General features: G+C 37.6%; 14 protein-coding genes. 7 read left to right on the top strand and 7 right to left on the bottom strand.

What is annotated here, in order from left to right; all coding sequences use genetic code 11:
* Window positions 1–138: 138 nt before the first annotated feature.
* Entirely contained in the window at window positions 139–1,011 is an 873-nt protein-coding gene (locus M030_RS23760; protein WP_228375186.1) for a helix-turn-helix domain-containing protein, read from the bottom strand.
* A gap of 145 nt (window positions 1,012–1,156) precedes the next feature.
* Between M030_RS23760 and M030_RS0105290 the strand changes: the two genes are divergently transcribed.
* The 4 genes from M030_RS0105290 to M030_RS0105310 all read left to right on the top strand — a co-directional run bounded on the left by M030_RS0105290 (window position 1,157) and on the right by M030_RS0105310 (window position 6,966).
* Window positions 1,157–2,413, top strand: a complete 1,257-nt coding sequence (locus M030_RS0105290; protein WP_027372537.1) for a TolC family protein — start codon at window positions 1,157–1,159, stop codon at window positions 2,411–2,413.
* 5 nt (window positions 2,414–2,418) lie between these two features.
* Window positions 2,419–3,465 carry an HlyD family secretion protein gene (locus M030_RS0105295; protein ID WP_027372538.1) on the top strand — a complete coding sequence of 349 codons (1,047 nt, stop codon included), beginning with the start codon at window positions 2,419–2,421 and terminating at the stop codon, window positions 3,463–3,465.
* 373 nt (window positions 3,466–3,838) lie between these two features.
* Window positions 3,839–5,401 (top strand): MFS transporter, encoded by a 1,563-nt coding sequence (locus tag M030_RS0105305; protein WP_027372540.1) that lies wholly within the window; start codon window positions 3,839–3,841, stop codon window positions 5,399–5,401.
* A gap of 197 nt (window positions 5,402–5,598) precedes the next feature.
* Entirely contained in the window at window positions 5,599–6,966 is a 1,368-nt protein-coding gene (locus M030_RS0105310; RefSeq protein WP_027372541.1) for an aldehyde dehydrogenase, read from the top strand.
* 64 nt (window positions 6,967–7,030) lie between these two features.
* Here M030_RS0105310 and M030_RS0105315 read toward each other — a convergent pair whose 3' ends face one another.
* Entirely contained in the window at window positions 7,031–7,600 is a 570-nt protein-coding gene (locus tag M030_RS0105315) for a thioredoxin family protein (protein ID WP_027372542.1), read from the bottom strand.
* A gap of 80 nt (window positions 7,601–7,680) precedes the next feature.
* Here M030_RS0105315 and M030_RS0105320 point away from each other — a divergent pair, with 80 nt between their 5' ends.
* The 3 genes from M030_RS0105320 (at window position 7,681) to M030_RS0105330 (ending at window position 10,189) form a co-directional block, all read left to right on the top strand.
* Complete coding sequence (locus M030_RS0105320; protein ID WP_027372543.1) at window positions 7,681–8,565, top strand: lysophospholipid acyltransferase family protein; 885 nt, start codon at window positions 7,681–7,683, stop codon at window positions 8,563–8,565.
* 9 nt (window positions 8,566–8,574) lie between these two features.
* Window positions 8,575–9,552: a glycosyltransferase family 2 protein gene (locus M030_RS0105325; RefSeq protein ID WP_027372544.1), complete on the top strand. Its 978-nt coding sequence runs from the start codon at window positions 8,575–8,577 to the stop codon at window positions 9,550–9,552.
* Between the two features lie 82 nt (window positions 9,553–9,634).
* Complete coding sequence (locus M030_RS0105330; protein WP_027372545.1) at window positions 9,635–10,189, top strand: 3'-5' exonuclease; 555 nt, start codon at window positions 9,635–9,637, stop codon at window positions 10,187–10,189.
* Window positions 10,190–10,249: 60 nt separating this feature from the next.
* On the opposite strand, the gene apaG is transcribed toward M030_RS0105330, so the two are convergent.
* The 5 genes from apaG to M030_RS0105355 form a co-directional block, all read right to left on the bottom strand.
* The gene (gene apaG / locus M030_RS0105335) at window positions 10,250–10,624 is read right to left on the bottom strand and encodes a Co2+/Mg2+ efflux protein ApaG (RefSeq protein ID WP_227533069.1); all 375 of its coding nucleotides are present in this window, start codon (window positions 10,622–10,624) and stop codon (window positions 10,250–10,252) included.
* Between the two features lie 95 nt (window positions 10,625–10,719).
* Window positions 10,720–11,976, bottom strand: coding sequence for a 2-oxoglutarate dehydrogenase complex dihydrolipoyllysine-residue succinyltransferase (odhB, locus tag M030_RS0105340; protein ID WP_027372547.1), 1,257 nt, complete (start codon window positions 11,974–11,976; stop codon window positions 10,720–10,722).
* A 39-nt stretch (window positions 11,977–12,015) separates the two neighbouring features.
* Window positions 12,016–14,829 (bottom strand): 2-oxoglutarate dehydrogenase E1 component, encoded by a 2,814-nt coding sequence (locus M030_RS0105345; protein ID WP_027372548.1) that lies wholly within the window; start codon window positions 14,827–14,829, stop codon window positions 12,016–12,018.
* A 125-nt stretch (window positions 14,830–14,954) separates the two neighbouring features.
* Entirely contained in the window at window positions 14,955–15,995 is a 1,041-nt protein-coding gene (locus tag M030_RS0105350; RefSeq protein ID WP_027372549.1) for an SRPBCC family protein, read from the bottom strand.
* 244 nt (window positions 15,996–16,239) lie between these two features.
* Window positions 16,240–17,508: a glucose-1-phosphate adenylyltransferase gene (locus M030_RS0105355; protein ID WP_027372550.1), complete on the bottom strand. Its 1,269-nt coding sequence runs from the start codon at window positions 17,506–17,508 to the stop codon at window positions 16,240–16,242.
* Window positions 17,509–17,523 lie beyond the last annotated feature (15 nt).

Here is a 17,523-nt window from a genome sequence, read left to right on the forward strand (position 1 = left end):
ATCACTATACTTTTACTACTCCCATCTTTTTTACGGAGAAAAAACAACCCTTCAGAGAAGGGGAATATAGGAGGTTTTAAGATATACCCGTCATTTTTATAGAGTTACTTTTATCCCAAAGACTCTCCCACCCTCAAACTATCTATCTCCTCTCAATTTCAGCTGATACTCCGTAGGAGCCACCCCGATTACCTTTTTAAAAATATTGCTAAAGGAAGACAGGCTATTGTAGCCCACCATCATTGCAATTTCGTACATATTGTACTTTCCTTCCAACATTAATTCAAGAGATCGGGTAATTCTCAGGGCACGCAGAAAACGGACGTAATTCATCCCTAAAGTCTCTTTAAACTTCCTGGACAGGGTTCTAGTACTCATTCCGAATTCCTTTGCCGTAGACTCTATGGTAAGAGGTTTTTCGAGGTTGGCATGAATGTACTTGGCAATTTTAAGCAGGGTTTCATCTTTTGGGAAGGGATGCTGCACGGGAAATGCCAGCTTTTTATCTCTTTTTTCAGGCAAAACACCTTTTAATGCTTTGAGAAAATAATATTTAGAACTATCGTTTTTTGTGATTTTGCCATTCCATTCTTTTGTATGTAAAATCATCTCTCTGAGGAGATCATTAACCGAATAGATATTAATTTCATCAAAAAAGCCATTTTCACCTTCTTCCTTTTTACAATAAAAATTATATAAATTGACCTTAGGACTCGTTGAAAAAAGATAATGAGGTGTGCCGGCAGGAATCCACATAAAGCATCTGGCCGGAAGATACCAGTGTTTCAGATCAGTAAAAACATGTACGATCCCGCCTTCTGCATACACCAGTTGTGCTGAACTGTGATAATGGATATCTGTGGTAATATTTCCCGTAAGCACATGATACACGTAAAATTCTGCATCTTCGTCTTCCACATCCTTAAAATGGCTGTCATTCATGAAATAAAGGTAAGAATATTTTTTAAATTGGCGTAAATGAGCAAATCTTTTTCTTGTTTCACAAATCATGTCCAGCTGTTACCGTCGTAAATTTGCCCTATCAAAATCAATTTAGCAAAAATCCTTTAATTAATTTATGAATATGATATGTAACGCATGCAGGTATCTGTGCATTGCGTTGTGCTTATTATTGAGCAACCATTTTTACACACAGATGATCGATTACCAGTATCTCAGCCTGAAGCAGGCTGTAGAAATTGGGCTCCAAAACAACAAAAACATCAAGATAAGTCATCTTAAGCAGGAAATGTCCGTTACCAGAGAGAAAGATCTCAAAATGGAAAAACTACCGGACATTGAGTTTCATACGAGCTATATGCAGGTGACAAATCTTTATCAACACCAGGACGGTGTTTTTAATAAAGCCACGACATACAACGCCATCAATGCCATGTATGATTTTACCTTATCCGCTTCTATTCCGGTGTATATGGGCGGAAAAATCAAAAACACAGAGAAAAAAGCCGCTATTGATACGGAAATCTCTTCTTTAAAGACCCATCTGGATGAAAGACAGCTTACAATGGAAATCATTACCGCTTTCCTTCAAATCCATCATTTAAAAGAACAACAGCACCTTATCAGTGATAAAATGAAAGAAGATTCTGTCAATATCAAACAGGTAAAAGCTCTGAAAGCTAATGGTGTGGTAACAGTGAATGAAGTGCTGAGAACGTCATTACAACTCTCCAATCACAAAATGAGCTGGACAGAACTGGATAATGATATTCAGATTGTGGAACACAAACTGAAAACCATTCTGGCCCTTCCGGAAAACCAGGAAATGCACGTCAACACCGAAGATCTTATTTCTGATAAAACGACCATCCCTTTCATTGAGAAATTGACGGAAATCGCCTTAAACAAAAATGAATCGGTTGGAATTACGCACAAAAACCTCTCTCTCAAAGAACTGGATCGGAAGATCACAAAAGCCAACTATCTTCCTAAAATTACAGCCGGCGGAGAATATTTTTTAAAGTATCCGAATATGATGTTCTTTCCCCCTGAACCTTATGCTTATCGCCTGGGTATGATTGGAGTGAATCTCACCTATCCTATCGAAAACCTGTATAAAAACAAGTTTAAAATGCAGGAAGCCAGAGAAAATATTGATTTGGCAAAACTTCAGATCGAGGAGAATGAGGAAAAGATCAGACATCAGGTGTACGAAGCGTATAAAAAGTTTGAAGAAACTGATCAGAAGGTAGCTATAGCGGAAGAAGCCATCAGCCAGGCAAAGGAAAATTACCGTATTGTAAGAACAAAATACGCTAATAAATTAAGCCTTATCACTGAACTTATAGATGCAGACAACGCTTATCTGGAAGCAGAATCCAACCTTATTTCCGTAAAAATCAACAGACAACTAAAATACTATCAACTCCAATATACGATTGGAAACTTATAAAAACTATGGCACAGAAACAACTGACACAAAAGGAAAAAAGAATCAATAAGACGATTAGTTTACTCGCCTGGATCCTGATCATCAGCGGCGTCACGGGAATGATAAGTTTTTATCTTTTTTCAAGAAAGAATGTGACCACCAACGATGCACAGATCGAACAGTATATTACACCTGTTTCCAGTAAGGTTTCAGGGTTTATTAAAACAATAAAATTCAACGAAAATCAGTTCGTTCACAAAGGTGATACCCTGGTTGTGATAGACAACAGGGAATTTATCAATCAGGTGCATATGGCAGAAGCCAGCCTGAGCGCCAATACTGAAAATATTACTACGATACAAAGCAGTGTCAATACAAAAGAAAGTGACACCAAAATTATCGATGCCAGGATTGCCTCTGCAAAAATTGATATCTGGAGAACAGAGCAGGATTTTAAAAGATATAAAAACCTGTTGGCAGAAGATGCTGCCACTGAGCAGGAATTTGAAAATGTAAAAGCTTCTTACGAACAGTCAAAAGCCAACCTGATGGCATTAGAGCAACAAAAAAATGCAGTAAGAGCAGGTGCCAGTGAGCAGCAAACAAAAGTAGCGCCAGCCAAAAGCCAGATTCAGCAAAGCTCTGCTAGCCTGAACAATGCCAGGCTATTTCTTTCTTATACGGTTATCACAGCTCCTTATGACGGATGGGTAGGCAAAAAAACAATCCAGGAAGGCCAGCTGATCAAAGAAGGTCAGGCTTTGGTGCAGATGGTAAGCAAAGAAAAATGGATTATTGCCAATTATAAAGAAACCCAACTTGGACAGATTGACCAGAAACAGGAAGTTATCATTACCGCAGATGCCTATCCGGGTATCGAATTCAAAGGAAAAATTATTTCCGTATCACCTGCTTCCGGATCACAGTTTTCTTTGGTTAAACCGGATAATGCGACAGGAAACTTCGTGAAAATAGAGCAGAGATTTCCTGTAAAAATTATTCTTGATCATAATAAAGAGAACGAAAAACTACTCTCCGGAATGAATGTTCTGGTGAGCGCAAAGAAAATATAATTTGAGGAGGAAAGGATGAATACAAATTATTTTATTCGAATGCGTGTTTAAATTATTGAAAAATTTATTTGAACTATTAATCTCAGCTCAAACTTAAGATTCTGAAAATCGTAAAAAACTTAAAGGTGAATTTACTCGTCATCAAAAATGGCAAATCAATTCATTTTCAAATCTTCAGATATAATAATTTTTCCGCGAAAGGACAAGACTGCAAAATAGCGAATCTGCTAATTTTTTCTTACGCATATTTGCCATTTTACCTTTTACTTTTACTCTTTGCTTTTTTGTCTTTTCGCATTTTTTTAAAGCAAAATTAACAACAACAATTTGCTTTCCCGGCTTCCTTAGCCTCATTAGCTATTTACACAAATCTATGCAACACAATACAGTTTATCATAAATGGTTACCGCAATGGCTGAAACTGCCACTTCTTATTCTGGCGTTATTTCCGCACATCATGCTGTTGTCATTGCTGCATTCCAATAGTGCCTTCACGTCTTCTTTTATGGATGTGGATTCAGACGATATCCAATATCTGATGATGCTGATGTATGGAACATTCGTAGTTACCCTTTTGGTTTTACAGCGTTTTATGTCCTATTTCAGCGTGAAGTATTATGTTCTGCTGATGTCTTCCGTTTCCGTCATTCTCCTGTACATCTTATCGGTCACCCATGACTATCATGTCATCCTGGTCATCCGGTTTCTGGAAGGATTTTTTGGTTTGCTGGAAGGCGCTATCTTTTTGCCTTTGATAATCGCAGAATTAAAAACACGCCACGCCAAAGTGATTGCCTACCTTTTTATGTATTCTCTCATGCTTACCGGAGGCACGGTGACTACCACTCTGCTCAAATCGAGCATTCAGGATTATGACTATCAGCATATGATTCTGATGATGGCATATTTCCATGTTTTTGTTCTGATTCTTGGATTTGTTATTTTCAACAAAAATCGCTTTTTCCCGAAAAAGCCCTTATATCAGATGGATATTCCAAGTTGGTTTTTGTTGTGGGCCTGCCTGCAATCCGGGGCTTATGCTATCGTATATGGAAAGAGGCTGATGTGGCTGGAGTCCGACACTATTATAATCTGCGTGTTTATATTTCTGATTTCAGGAGGTTTATTTATGTTGAAACAAAGGAATTCAAAACGGCCTTTATTCCATTATGAAGTTTTCAGCTCTAAAAATGTGATTGTAGGAATGATTCTGTTTTTTATTTTCTATCTCATCCGTTCGGGGTTAAATAATGTGTACAGCATTATGGCAACCGTTTGGAAATGGCCGTGGGATTATATTGTGAACATCCAGTACTGGAATGTTGCGGGAACATTGCTTGGCGTCCTTTTATCAGCATTTTGTCTGGTACGTGGAATTTCTTCCAGAATTGTTTTCTTTACCGGATTCCTTTTGCTGGCTATAGATTGTGCATGGTTTACATATACTTTTTATCCTGATACGACACTCAGTACGATATGTCCGCCGCTATTTTTGCAGGGAATTGCGCAGGGATTATTATTTACGCCCTTGGTATTCTTCCTGATTTCCGGTATGCCTGAGGAATATGTAGCTAATGCCAGCGCAATGGGTACCACTACCCGCTTCTGGGCAACAGCGATTGGGTATGCCCTCATGCAAAACCTAATGTTATTTTTAACGTTAAAACATTCTGATGTTTTGAGCTTCAATCTTACCGATACCAATCCCGTTTTTTATAGTCAGTGGAATCAGCTTTTCGGTACCCAGATTTCAAAATTACCGGTGAATGAATCCTTATCGATGACCGCGGGAGCTTTTAAAGCAAAAATAACCGCTCAATCTATCCTGCTCTCAAATATGGAAATTTTTACAGGATTATTCTGGCTGGCATTCATAACTGCTCTTCTGCTGCTGCTTTATCATCCGGTAAAAATAGCCGTAAGGAATATTATGTAAAAGAATGAAACCGTACGCCGGAAGTAATCAAGCGTACAATTATTTTCTTACAATAACCGACAATATACCAACATCAAAAAAAACGTCCAGCCTCGCGCTCCCATCTTGCAGCACTATGCACTTTGGCCGATTTCTTGTTGCTTCTCTCAATCAATACTATCACATCAGGATTTACGTTAAAAAACAAAAGCTTACGTATGGAAATTGAAAAAATTTTACAGAGTCAGAGAGAATTTTTCAAGACTCAGCAAACCAAGAGTCTGGCCTTTAGCAAAATGTATCTTGAAAAACTCAAAAATCTTATCATTTCAAATGAAGATCTTCTGTGTGAAGCTATTCATAAAGATTTTGGCAAGTCTAAATTTGATACATTTACTACAGAAATTTCTTTTATCCTGAATGATATTGATTATTACCTGAAAAATTTAAAATCTCTTGCAAAACCTAAGAAAGTAAGCACCAATATTGTCAATCAACTCGGAAACAGTAAAATCTATGCGGACCCTTTGGGCTGTATTCTGGTAATCGGAGCATGGAACTATCCTTATCAGCTTTCCCTTTCACCCATCATTGCCGCCATTGCCGCAGGAAACTGCTGTATTCTTAAACCCAGTGAAGTTGCTGAAAATACAATGAAAGCGCTTTCAAAAATCATCAATGAAAATTTCCCGTCTGAATATCTGTATGTATATGAAGGAGGCATTGATGAGACCACTGCCCTTTTAACATTGAAATTTGACAAAATATTCTTTACCGGAAGTACCAAGGTCGGAAAAATTGTATACAAAGCTGCTGCAGAACATTTAACTCCTGTAGTACTTGAATTAGGTGGGAAATCCCCGGCTATTGTTTCCAAAGAAGCCCATCTTGAAACGGCTGCCAAAAGAATTGTGTGGGGAAAATTTCTCAATGCCGGACAAACCTGCGTTGCTCCCGACTATCTTCTAGTTGAGGAAAGCATTCAGGAACAGTTTCTGGAAATGCTCAGGAAATACATCAAAGAATTCAATTACAGTCCCGATTCAGCGCAGTATACCAGAATTATAAACAAGAAAAACTTTCACCGACTCACTGATCTCATCGATAGGGAAAAGGTATATTTTGGAGGTAGTTATGATGAAGAAAAGCTTTATATTGAACCTACCATCCTGAATCATATCCATTGGGAAGATCCTGTAATGGAGGAGGAAATCTTTGGTCCTATCCTGCCGGTTATCAGCTTTAAAAACTTTACTATTGCAATCAATACCGTTTCCGAACAGGAAAAACCGCTTGCCGCCTATTTATTCACCAAAAATTCAGAAGAAAAAGAAATATTCACCCGAAAACTTTCTTTTGGAGGAGGCTGTATCAATGATTGTGTCATGCATTTAAGCAATGACAATTTACCTTTTGGTGGCGTTGGAAGTTCAGGAATAGGAAGTTATCACGGGAAATATGGTTTTGAAACTTTTTCACATCAGAAATCTGTTCTGGAAAAAGCAACATGGGGCGAACCCAATATCAAATATCCGCCGTATTCTGAGAAAAAATTAAGCTGGATCAGAAAGCTTTTGCGGTTCTAACAGATTCCACAGGTCTTTGGATAATAAAAAAGGTTGCTTCCAGTAGAAACAACCTTTGTAATTTTTATGCTTTAGGTATCCATTCATTAAAGAATGCTTTAACCTTTTCTAAACTGTATCCTTTTCCGTCCTCAAAAACATCACTCTGCTGAACTTTAATCATTTTTCCGTTTTTATCCAACACGATAAAGACCGGATATCCAAATTTATCACCAGGATTGCCATACTGTGCAAAAACTTTTTCATTTTTGTTATCCGGCGAGAAATTCAGGTGATAGTATAAGTAATTTTTATCTACCAATTCCTTCAATTCAGGAGTTGTCTGCACAAAATTATTAAAACGAAGGCACCAGATACACCAGTTTCCTCCTGCCTGAATCATAATATTTTTCCCTTCTTTCTTTGCCTTAGCTACTAATTTATTGATATCTGCCTGGGCATCTGCTTTAGGATTGTAAGGCTTAGGAAGTTTGGCTTTTTCTTCACCTGCTTTCTTTTTCGCCTCTAATTCAGTTTGTTCTGTCGGTACAATAAGAGCATTCTTTTGCTTCCCATTGTCCGGTGTATTCTTTACATCCTGTGAAAAAGCGAAAAAACTTAAACCCAGGAACGCTAATATTGTCATTTTTTTCATAACATAAAAATAAAAAAATAATATTTATCCCTCTGCAAAAATAGAACCATAATTTTATTATCACTAAATTTGCCTGTTTTATGAAATTCCTAATCAAAATATTATTTTTCATCTCCAAACTTCCGCTAAAGATATTGTACATTTTTTCGGATGTTATCTTCTTCCTCAACTATTATCTGGTAGGGTACAGAAAAAAGGTGATCACCCAGAATCTAAGAAATTCTTTTCCAGACAAATCAGAAGAAGAAATCAGAAAAATCCGCAAAAAGTTTTATCTGAATTTTTCAGATTATCTGGTAGAAACTATAAAATCTTTCAGTATTTCTGAGACCGAGGCCCGGGTAAGAATGCAGCATATCAATCAGGATCTGTTTCATGAGGCTAAGCAGGAAGGTAAAAATATTATTTTACTGGCCGGCCATGTTTTTAACTGGGAATGGATTAATGCACTGGCAACCATCATTCCCCAGGCACACTGTCATCCTGTTTACAGAAAAGTGAACAGTGATTTTTGGGAAAATCAGATGAAGAAGGTCCGAAATAAATTCGGGAATGAAGCTCTGGAAGCTAACGAAGTTATCAGACATATTTTCAGATCTCAGAACAATGGAGATGCTGCTTATATGTTTGTAGCAGATCAGACCCCACATTTCTCCCACGTCACCTATGGTTTAGAGTTTTTAAATCAAAGAACTCCTGCTTTCATCGGTTATGATAAACTGGCTACCAGGATGGATCTGGCCTTCATTTATTGTGAGATGAAGAAAGTTAAACGTGGTTATTACCAGGTTAATTATCACAGAATATATCCGGATAACGAAAAGTTTACAGAAAATGAAGTGGTAAAGAAATTTCACAAATTATTAGAAAACACTTTACATAAATATCCCGACAATTATCTGTGGTCACACAGAAAATGGAAATATCAGGATTCTATTAAAACCTACGATTCTGATAAAAAATAGTTGATATACATGCAGAAAAAACTGGCAATTGCCATCTTAAACTGGAACGGTAAAAACTGGCTTGAAAAATTTCTTCCAAGTGTGGTTCAATATTCTCAGAATGCAGATATTTATGTGATTGATAACCTTTCAACGGATGATTCGGTAGCATTTCTTACAACGAAATTTCCTACGGTAAAAGTTATTAAAAATGATAAAAACTACGGTTTTGCCGGTGGTTATAATGAAGGATTGAGATCTATAAAAAATGAATTCTATTGTCTTCTGAATTCGGATGTGGAAGTGACAGAAAACTGGATTGAACCTGTTGTAGAATTATTTGAAAAAGATGCCTCTATTTCAGCTATTCAGCCTAAAATTTTATCTTATTCTGATAAAAAATATTTCGAATTTGCAGGTGCTGCCGGAGGATTGATTGACAATCTGGGCTATCCGTATTGCAGAGGAAGAGTCTTTGAAGAGGTGGAGGAAGATAAAGGGCAGTATAACGATGAGACAGAAATTTTCTGGGCATCGGGATGTAGTTTCTTTATCAGATCCAAAGACTTTTGGGAACAAAATGGTTTTGATGAACGATTTTTTGCCCATCAGGAAGAAATTGACCTGTGCTGGCGGCTGATTAATTCAGGAAAAAAGATTTTTTATACCGGAAAATCTACAATATATCATGTAGGAGGAGGAACATTAAACAAACAGAGCGCCCAAAAGACTTATCTCAATATCAGAAATAATCTTTCAATGATGCTTAAAAACCTTCCTTTTCCTGAATTAGTAGGGTTGATTTTTTTCAGGCTTTGCCTGGACGGAGTAGCGGGAATTTATTTTGGATTAAAGAATGGCTTTCCGCATCTCTGGGCCGTTGTAAGAGCTCATTTCGGCTTTTATGCACAACTTCCCGGAACCTGGAAGCTCCGTCAGAAAAACCAAAAAGAAAAATTCTATCAATCAAAATGGTTGATTTTTAAACATTTTTTAGGCGGTAAATAATTGACTTCAAAAAATGATGCAACTCATAACCATTATGAACATTAACATTGAACTGGAGAACCCGTAAAAAAAACTTACAAAAATGGATTTCTGCGCAATAGATTTTGAAACAGCTACTCACGAGAAAAGTTCTGCGTGCGAAATGGGTATTTGTATTGTTCAGGATTCTAAAATTGTTGAGACCAGAACATGGCTTATCAAACCGCCTAGCTTTCCTTATTTCAATAAGTTTAATATTGCTGTACATGGCATACAGCCGGAAGACGTGAAGGATGCGCCAACCTTTGATGAAATATGGTATGAAGCTCAGGATATGATGTATGGCAGTTTAATGATCGCGCATAATGCCGGATTTGATGCTTCTGTTTTAAGGGGTTGTCTTGAGCATTATGGAATGTTTACTCCCAGTTTAAATTACCTGTGCAGCATTCAATTAGCAAAGAAATCATGGAATTACCTTCCAAAATACGGACTGAAACCATTAGCAGAATATCATAAGATTGATTTCAACCACCACAGGGCCGGAGCTGATGCAGAAGTATGTGCCAAAATATCGCTATTGGCTTTTGAGAGACTCTTCCTCACCAGTAATGATGAAGTGAATGAGTATATGAAAGCGAAAATCAAAAAGCTTTAAATAATAGAGGTAACGGACCCGGGTTCCATTATCTGTACCAATCATTGATTAATAAAGCTATTAATTACTTAAAACTTCAGACAACAGATTGAATTTCGGGATATCAATCTCAAAAGTTTCCTGCGTCTCCATATTTTTAACCAGGTATTTTCCACTCATGTTTCCTACTCCCGAGCGAAGCATTACATTAGAAAAATAAGCAAAATTTTCGCTGGTTCCTATTTCAGGAGTAAGGCCGATAACGCCATCTCCTATAATCTCTGTATATCCAAATCCTACGTCAAAGATTAACCATTTTCTTTTTAATACTTTTATTGGAAAGCCTCCGTCGTTTTCTATAGTTATGTTATATTTGAAAACATAGCGGTTTTCGGATGGATAACTGTTTTTACTATCATATTCAGGTATTACTGAAACTTTGATATTAGAAGTCATTTTTGAGAACATCATAATTGTATTTCCTTAACAGATACAAAAATCTCGCCCTTTTTAAGGCGAGATTGTATATTTATATTATAATTTTATTAAAACTATAATCCAAGGCCTTTTCTTTCATCGCCTCCCAATAGTATTTCAACCGGGTTATCGATACCTTCTTTTACCGCAACAAGGAATCCTACAGACTCTTTACCGTCGATAATTCTGTGGTCATAAGACATGGCCACGTACATCATTGGTCTGATGACTACCTGCCCGTCAACAGCAACCGGTCTCTGGATGATGTTGTGCATTCCAAGGATTGCAGATTGAGGAGGGTTGATGATTGGTGTAGACATCATAGAACCGAAAGTACCACCGTTTGTAATCGTGAAAGTACCACCAGTCATCTCATCAACAGTAATTTTACCGTCTCTTACTTTTACAGCAAGGTCTTTAATGTTTGCTTCTACAGCGCTGAAAGACATGTTTTCTGCATTTCTCAATACAGGAACCATTAATCCTTTAGGACCAGAAACAGCGATTGAAATATCGCAGAAGTCATAGTTTACTTTGAAGTCTCCGTCAATAGATGCGTTTACGTCCGGATACATTTGTAATGCTCTTGTCACTGCTTTTGTAAAGAAAGACATAAAGCCAAGTCCTACTCCGTGTTTCTGAGCAAATTCTTCTTTATATTGCTTTCTTAATCTGAAGATTTCAGACATGTCAACTTCGTTAAACGTTGTTAACATCGCTGTTTCATTCTTCACAGAAACTAATCTCTGAGCGATTTTTCTTCTTAAAACTGAAAGTTTAGTCGTTGTAGTAGATCTTGAACCTGTAGCGGTAAGAGGGCTTCCTCCTAAAGCAGGAACTGCTGCCAATTCAGCATCAGTCTTAGTGATTCTTCCGTCTCTTCCTGTTCCTGAAACCTGTCCTGCATCAACTCCTTTTTCGTCAAGGATTTTCTTAGCAGCAGGAGATGGAGCTCCAGTAGCGTAAGTTTGTGTAGCAGCAGCAACCGGAGCAGCTGGCTTCGGAGCTTCTTGTTTAGCAGGCTCAGCAGCTTTCGGAGCTTCTTCCTGTTTTGGAGCTTCGGCAGCCGGTGCACTACCTGCTGGTTTTGCAGCATCCATATCAATTAAACAAACTACCTGACCTACTTGTACTACATCACCTTCTTCTGCTTTTAAAGTGATAACACCACTTTGTTCTGCAGGCAATTCAAGAGTTGCTTTATCTGAATCCACTTCGGCGATAGGTTGATCTTTTTCTACATAATCACCATCTTTTACAAGCCAAGTTGCAATTTCAACTTCTGTAATTGATTCGCCCGGTGAAGGAACTTTCATTTCTAAAACTGACATATCGAGTATTTTTTATTTTTTAACTGATTATTATTTAAATTAAGCTGTAACGGGTCTTTTTGCAGGAGCATCATCTCTGTCGAAAACTCTGTTGATCACTGCATTCTGGTTTTTCTCAAACATTTTGTGGCTACCCGGAGCAGGAGCACCGCTTGGTACCGGAGAGATTACCTGGATTCCTGTATCTCTGAAGTTTCTTAAGATATAAGACCAAGCTCCCATGTTTTCAGGTTCTTCCTGAGCCCATACCAATTCTTTTCTGTTTTCATATTTATTGAAGATCGCTTCGATAGCATCGGTTTGAAGTGGATATAACTGCTCAAATCTTACTAAGGCAATGTTTTCACAGTTTAATTCTTCTTTCTTTGCTAATAATTCGAAGTATAGTTTACCTGAACAAAGAACTAATTTTTCTACTTTTTTAGGGTCTGCAGTAGGATCGTCTAAGATAGGCTGGAATGAACCGTTTGCAAAATCTTCAAGTGGAGAAACTACTTTAGGATGTCTCAATAAAGATTTAGGGCTCATTACTACCAACGGCTTTCTGAATGCCCATTTCAACTGTCTTCTCAATAAGTGGAAATAGTTGGCAGGAGAAGTGATATTAGCGACTACCATGTTCTCGTTAGCACAAAGGGTAAGGAATCTCTCTAATCTTGCTGAAGAGTGTTCAGCTCCCTGTCCTTCCGAACCGTGAGGTAACAACATCACCAATCCGTCCTGGATTTTCCATTTTTCTTCAGCTGCCGCTAAGTACTGGTCAACGATAATCTGAGCACCGTTCACAAAATCTCCGAACTGAGCTTCCCAGATGGTTAATGTATTCGGAGAAGCCATTGCATATCCGTAATCGAAACCTAAAACGCCGTATTCTGAAAGGTGAGAATTGAATACATCAAATCTGCTTTCTGAAACATGTCTTAACGGGATATATTCTTCTTCTGTATCTTCTGTTTTTACAACGGCATGTCTGTGAGAGAATGTACCTCTTTCCACATCTTCTCCGGAGATTCTTACGTTGTGACCTTCCACAAGAAGCGTAGCATAAGCTAACCACTCTCCTAATGCCCAGTCTAATGAATTTCCTTCAATAGCTTTGATACGGTTTTCAAACAGTCTTGTAATTTTGTTCAGGAATTTTTTATCAGCAGGAAGCGTAGACATTTTAAGTGCTAATTCTTTCAATTTAGCTAAGTCATATTTAGTGTCTACCGGTAGTTGAACTGCTCCTCTTTTTCCGATCGGATAATTTACCCAATCATCTGCCATAAACAGGTCCATTACGTTTTTCTCGATCTCTTTAGAAGCGTCAAAGTCTTTATCTAAAAGCGCTTTAAATTCCGTTTCCATTTTAGCGATCACATCGTTGGAAGTAATGCTGTCTTTAAGTAATTTATCTTTATAAATTTCTCTTGGATTCGGGTGTTTTGAGATGGTCTTATATAAGTTCGGCTGAGTAAATCTAGGCTCATCCCCTTCATTGTGACCGTATTTTCTATATCCTAAAAGATCGATGTAAACATCTTTACCGAATTTTGCTCTGAAATCAGCTGCAAAATGGATCGCATGAACCACAGCTTCAGCATCATCAGCATTTACGTGCATTACAGGAGATTCTGTAACTTTTGCAATGTCTGTACAATATGTTGAAGATCTCGCATCCATGTAGTTGGTGGTAAATGAAACCTGGTTATTTACAACGATATGAACGGTACCTCCTGTTCTGTATCCTTCCAGAGTCATCATCTGAGCCACTTCATAAGCAATACCCTGACCGGCAATAGCACCATCACCGTGGATGATGATTGGCAATACTTTAGAGTAATCTTTATATTTGTCGTCTACTTTTGCACGGCAGATTCCTTCTACAAGAGCTGCTACCGTTTCAAGGTGAGACGGGTTTGGTGTAAGGTTAATGCAAACTTCTTCTCCTGAAGCCGTTTTGATCTTTTTAGAAGATCCCAAGTGATATTTAACGTCACCGGAGAATACATCTTCTTCGAATTCTTTACCTTCAAATTCTGAGAAAATCTGTTTGTAAGACTTACCGAAAATATTGGTAAGCACATTCAATCTTCCTCTGTGAGCCATACCTAATACGACTTCATCCACTCCAAGTTGAGAAGATCTTGAGATCAGCTGATCTAAAGCCGGGATTAATGTTTCACCTCCTTCTAATGAGAATCTTTTTTGTCCTACAAATTTTGTGTGAAGATAATTTTCAAAGGCTACAGCCTGATTTAATTTTAATAAAATTTCTGTTTTTTCATTTGCAGAAAGATTGGGATGGTTTTCGTTTACCTGAAGCCATCTCTTGATAAAATCTTTTTCTTCAACATTGTTGATGTATGTATATTCCACTCCGATAGAATCGCAGTAAATATTTTCCAAGTGCTTAATCAGATCTGCCAGTGTAGCAGGCTCTTTCATTCCTGTTTCTACCGCGCAGTTGAATTTTGTATTTAAATCCTCTTTAGAAAGACCGAAATTCTCGATATCTAAAGTTGGAGTATAGTGTCTTCTTTCTCTAACCGGGTTTGTTTTTGTAAACAGGTGCCCTCTCGTTCTGTAAGCCTCAATAAGGTTTACTACCTTAAATTCTTTTTTGATGTGTTCAGGAACCTCTCCGTTTGATACTGCCTGAGAGATTTGCTGTACTGCCGGAGCAGTGTTGGCCGAAGCCTGAATAAATTGAATGTTATCGTCATCTCCGTAGTTCTCCAAAGCAAAATCGAAGCCTTGAAAGAAGGCTTTCCATGATGGTTCTAAGGAGTCCGGGAATTTTAAGTACTGTTGGTATAAATCCTCAATTAACTGAGAATGAGCTGCGTTTAGGAATGAAAATCTGTCCATTATTACAGTTTATCTATTTATTAAAATTTATTTGTAGAATTAATCTTCAAATTTAATAAAAAAAACCGAGTTAGAACAGTCTAAAACCGTTAAAAAAAGTTAGGAAAAATTTAATTTACAAAAAACTATTTAAATACTGATAATGAGAGCTTTACGTTTACAGGCTCACCTTCCATAGGACGCTCAATAAACGTTTGCCGGATATCTCCGAAGCGCATTTCATCTTTTTTGGCTTTCTGAATGAGTTGCTGGATTGCCTTAATTCGTCCCTCGTAGCCTCCTTTGTAGTACATCACGTAATTTTCTGTCGGATTTATGGTCCTAAAATTAAAATTATTGTCCGTGACTCCGATTTTCTTGGAAAGTGGAATTCCGAGGAAATAAGACACCTCTTTATCTTTATAATTATCGGCATCTGTAATCAGCACAGGATATCCGAATTCATCATCTTTTTTCCCAAGATCCATCGAAACGAAATTATAGATTTTATTATAATTCATCACGATATTTTTGTACAGGGCATCTTTCTTATTGGAGGTACTTACATTAATCCCCAAAATAAGCATATCTTCATCTTTTTCCACCATCAGGCTATCATATTTGATGGCTGCCATCAGATTGTCTTTCTCAACCTTGTTACCCAGAACATTCTTCAGATTAACCATGCTTTTGGTAATATTTTCTGCAAAACGATCTTCTGTCCAGAAATTTTCAACTCTTCTCCAGACCGAAAGTTTGGGAGTATGTACATACCACGTTATTCTGGTCTTTTCTGCTGAGATTGGTTTAAATTTGACATCTACCAGGGTGGGATTGGCATTTTCATCTTCAAAAAGCTGATATTTTAAAGTTTTATTGGGATTTTCATACCTGATGAACATTTCTCCATCGGTATCATTTTTAGGATCTACATAACTGATGGCACTTCCCTGCCCTTCATAGGGCGTATAATAATCGATATCGATAGACTGTGAGCTTGAAAAGAAATTATTCCATCTAGTAAAATTCTGCAGATTATTGAACTGCGCAAAGACTTTTTCAACCGGATAATCGACTTCTTTTTCGATCGTAAAGTTTTTGCTTTCATCTACAAAATAATACATGGAAGCAGCATAAGCACCTCCAAGCAAAATAATAATTACCGTTAATATTTTAAAAATACGCATCGCACAAAAATAATACAAATAAAAAAAGTGACCAATATGCTGATCACTCTTGTTGTATGTTTAACAATAATTAACCTGCTTAAAGGCTGAAAGACGGATGAGGGAAGCTGTAAGTGCTGTTATTCCTATAATTTATCTAATAGTTTGGGTTAAGATTATTCCTATGCTATCAGATTCGCTAAGATTCAGCAAATAAAAACTTGTAGTTATATTACTTTTCAGCAACTTCCGGCTTCCCCACCTATTATCCTATATGCGTCCCGGCAGGCAGTACTGCACCTTTCTTCACCACCACAATACCATCCTGTACAGAATGAGTTCCATAATCGCCGTCCGGAATATGTTTGCCGCCGATGATTTTGACATTGTCGCCGATGTAGCAGTTTTTATCAAGGATTGCCTTTTCTATATAGCAGTATTTTCCGATTCCCATATTGGGGCGGCCAGCTCTGTCGTTGAGGACGATTTCGGTTGTATTCTGATAGAAATCCGCACCCATTACATAAGAATTTACGATGGTACTTCCTTTATCGATACGGGTTCTGTTTCCTATGACTGAATTTTCTATTTTATCAGCCATGATGATACATCCGTCTCCGAAAACTGCTTTACTTACATAAGAACCATTAATTTTCGATGGCGGAAGCATTCTTGCTCTTGTATAGATTGGAGAAGACGAAAACAGGTTAAATTGGGGAAGATCAAGACAAAGATCAAGATTGGCTTCGTAGAATGATTCTATCGTTCCGATATCCGTCCAATACCCTTCGTATTGATAGCTTAATGTTTTATATTTTCCGATTGAGCTTGGAATGATATCTTTTCCGAAATCATCACCGGCCCCTTCTTCAAACATCTTTTTCAGGATATTTCTGGTAAAAATATAGATTCCCATAGAGGCGAGAAACTCCTTTCCTTTATGCTTATTCGCGTCGGATACTTCAGATTTCAGGCCTTCCAGCATATCATAATCCGGTTTCTCGTAGAAAGAAGTAATATTTCCTTCGTCGTCGGATTTCAAAATTCCAAAACCGGTTGCATCTTTTGCATTCACAGGAATCGTGGCGATGGTAAGATCACCCCCATGTTCAATATGAAAGTCCAGCATTTCTCTAAAATCCATCTGATAGAGCTGATCTCCGGAAAGGATCAAAATATAATCGTAATCATACTTTTCAAGATGCTTCATCGACTGGCGAACGGCATCAGCTGTTCCCTGATACCAGCTTTCGTTTTCCACATTTTGTTCTGCAGCAAGAATATCTACAAATCCCTTGCTGAAAATGTCGAAGTGGTAGGAATTTTTAATATGTGAATTTAATGAGGCTGAGTTAAATTGGGTCAGAACCAGGATTTTATTCAATCCCGAATTCAAGCAATTTGAAATAGGGATATCCACTAATCGGTATTTTCCGGCAATCGGTACTGCCGGTTTTGATCTCGAATAGGTTAACGGGAATAATCTTGTCCCTCTGCCTCCTCCCAGTACAATGGAGATTACGTTTCGTTTCATAAATATCTTGCGTGT

It is taken from the genome of Chryseobacterium sp. UNC8MFCol, assembly GCF_000482305.1.
Taxonomy (GTDB): domain Bacteria; phylum Bacteroidota; class Bacteroidia; order Flavobacteriales; family Weeksellaceae; genus Chryseobacterium; species Chryseobacterium indologenes.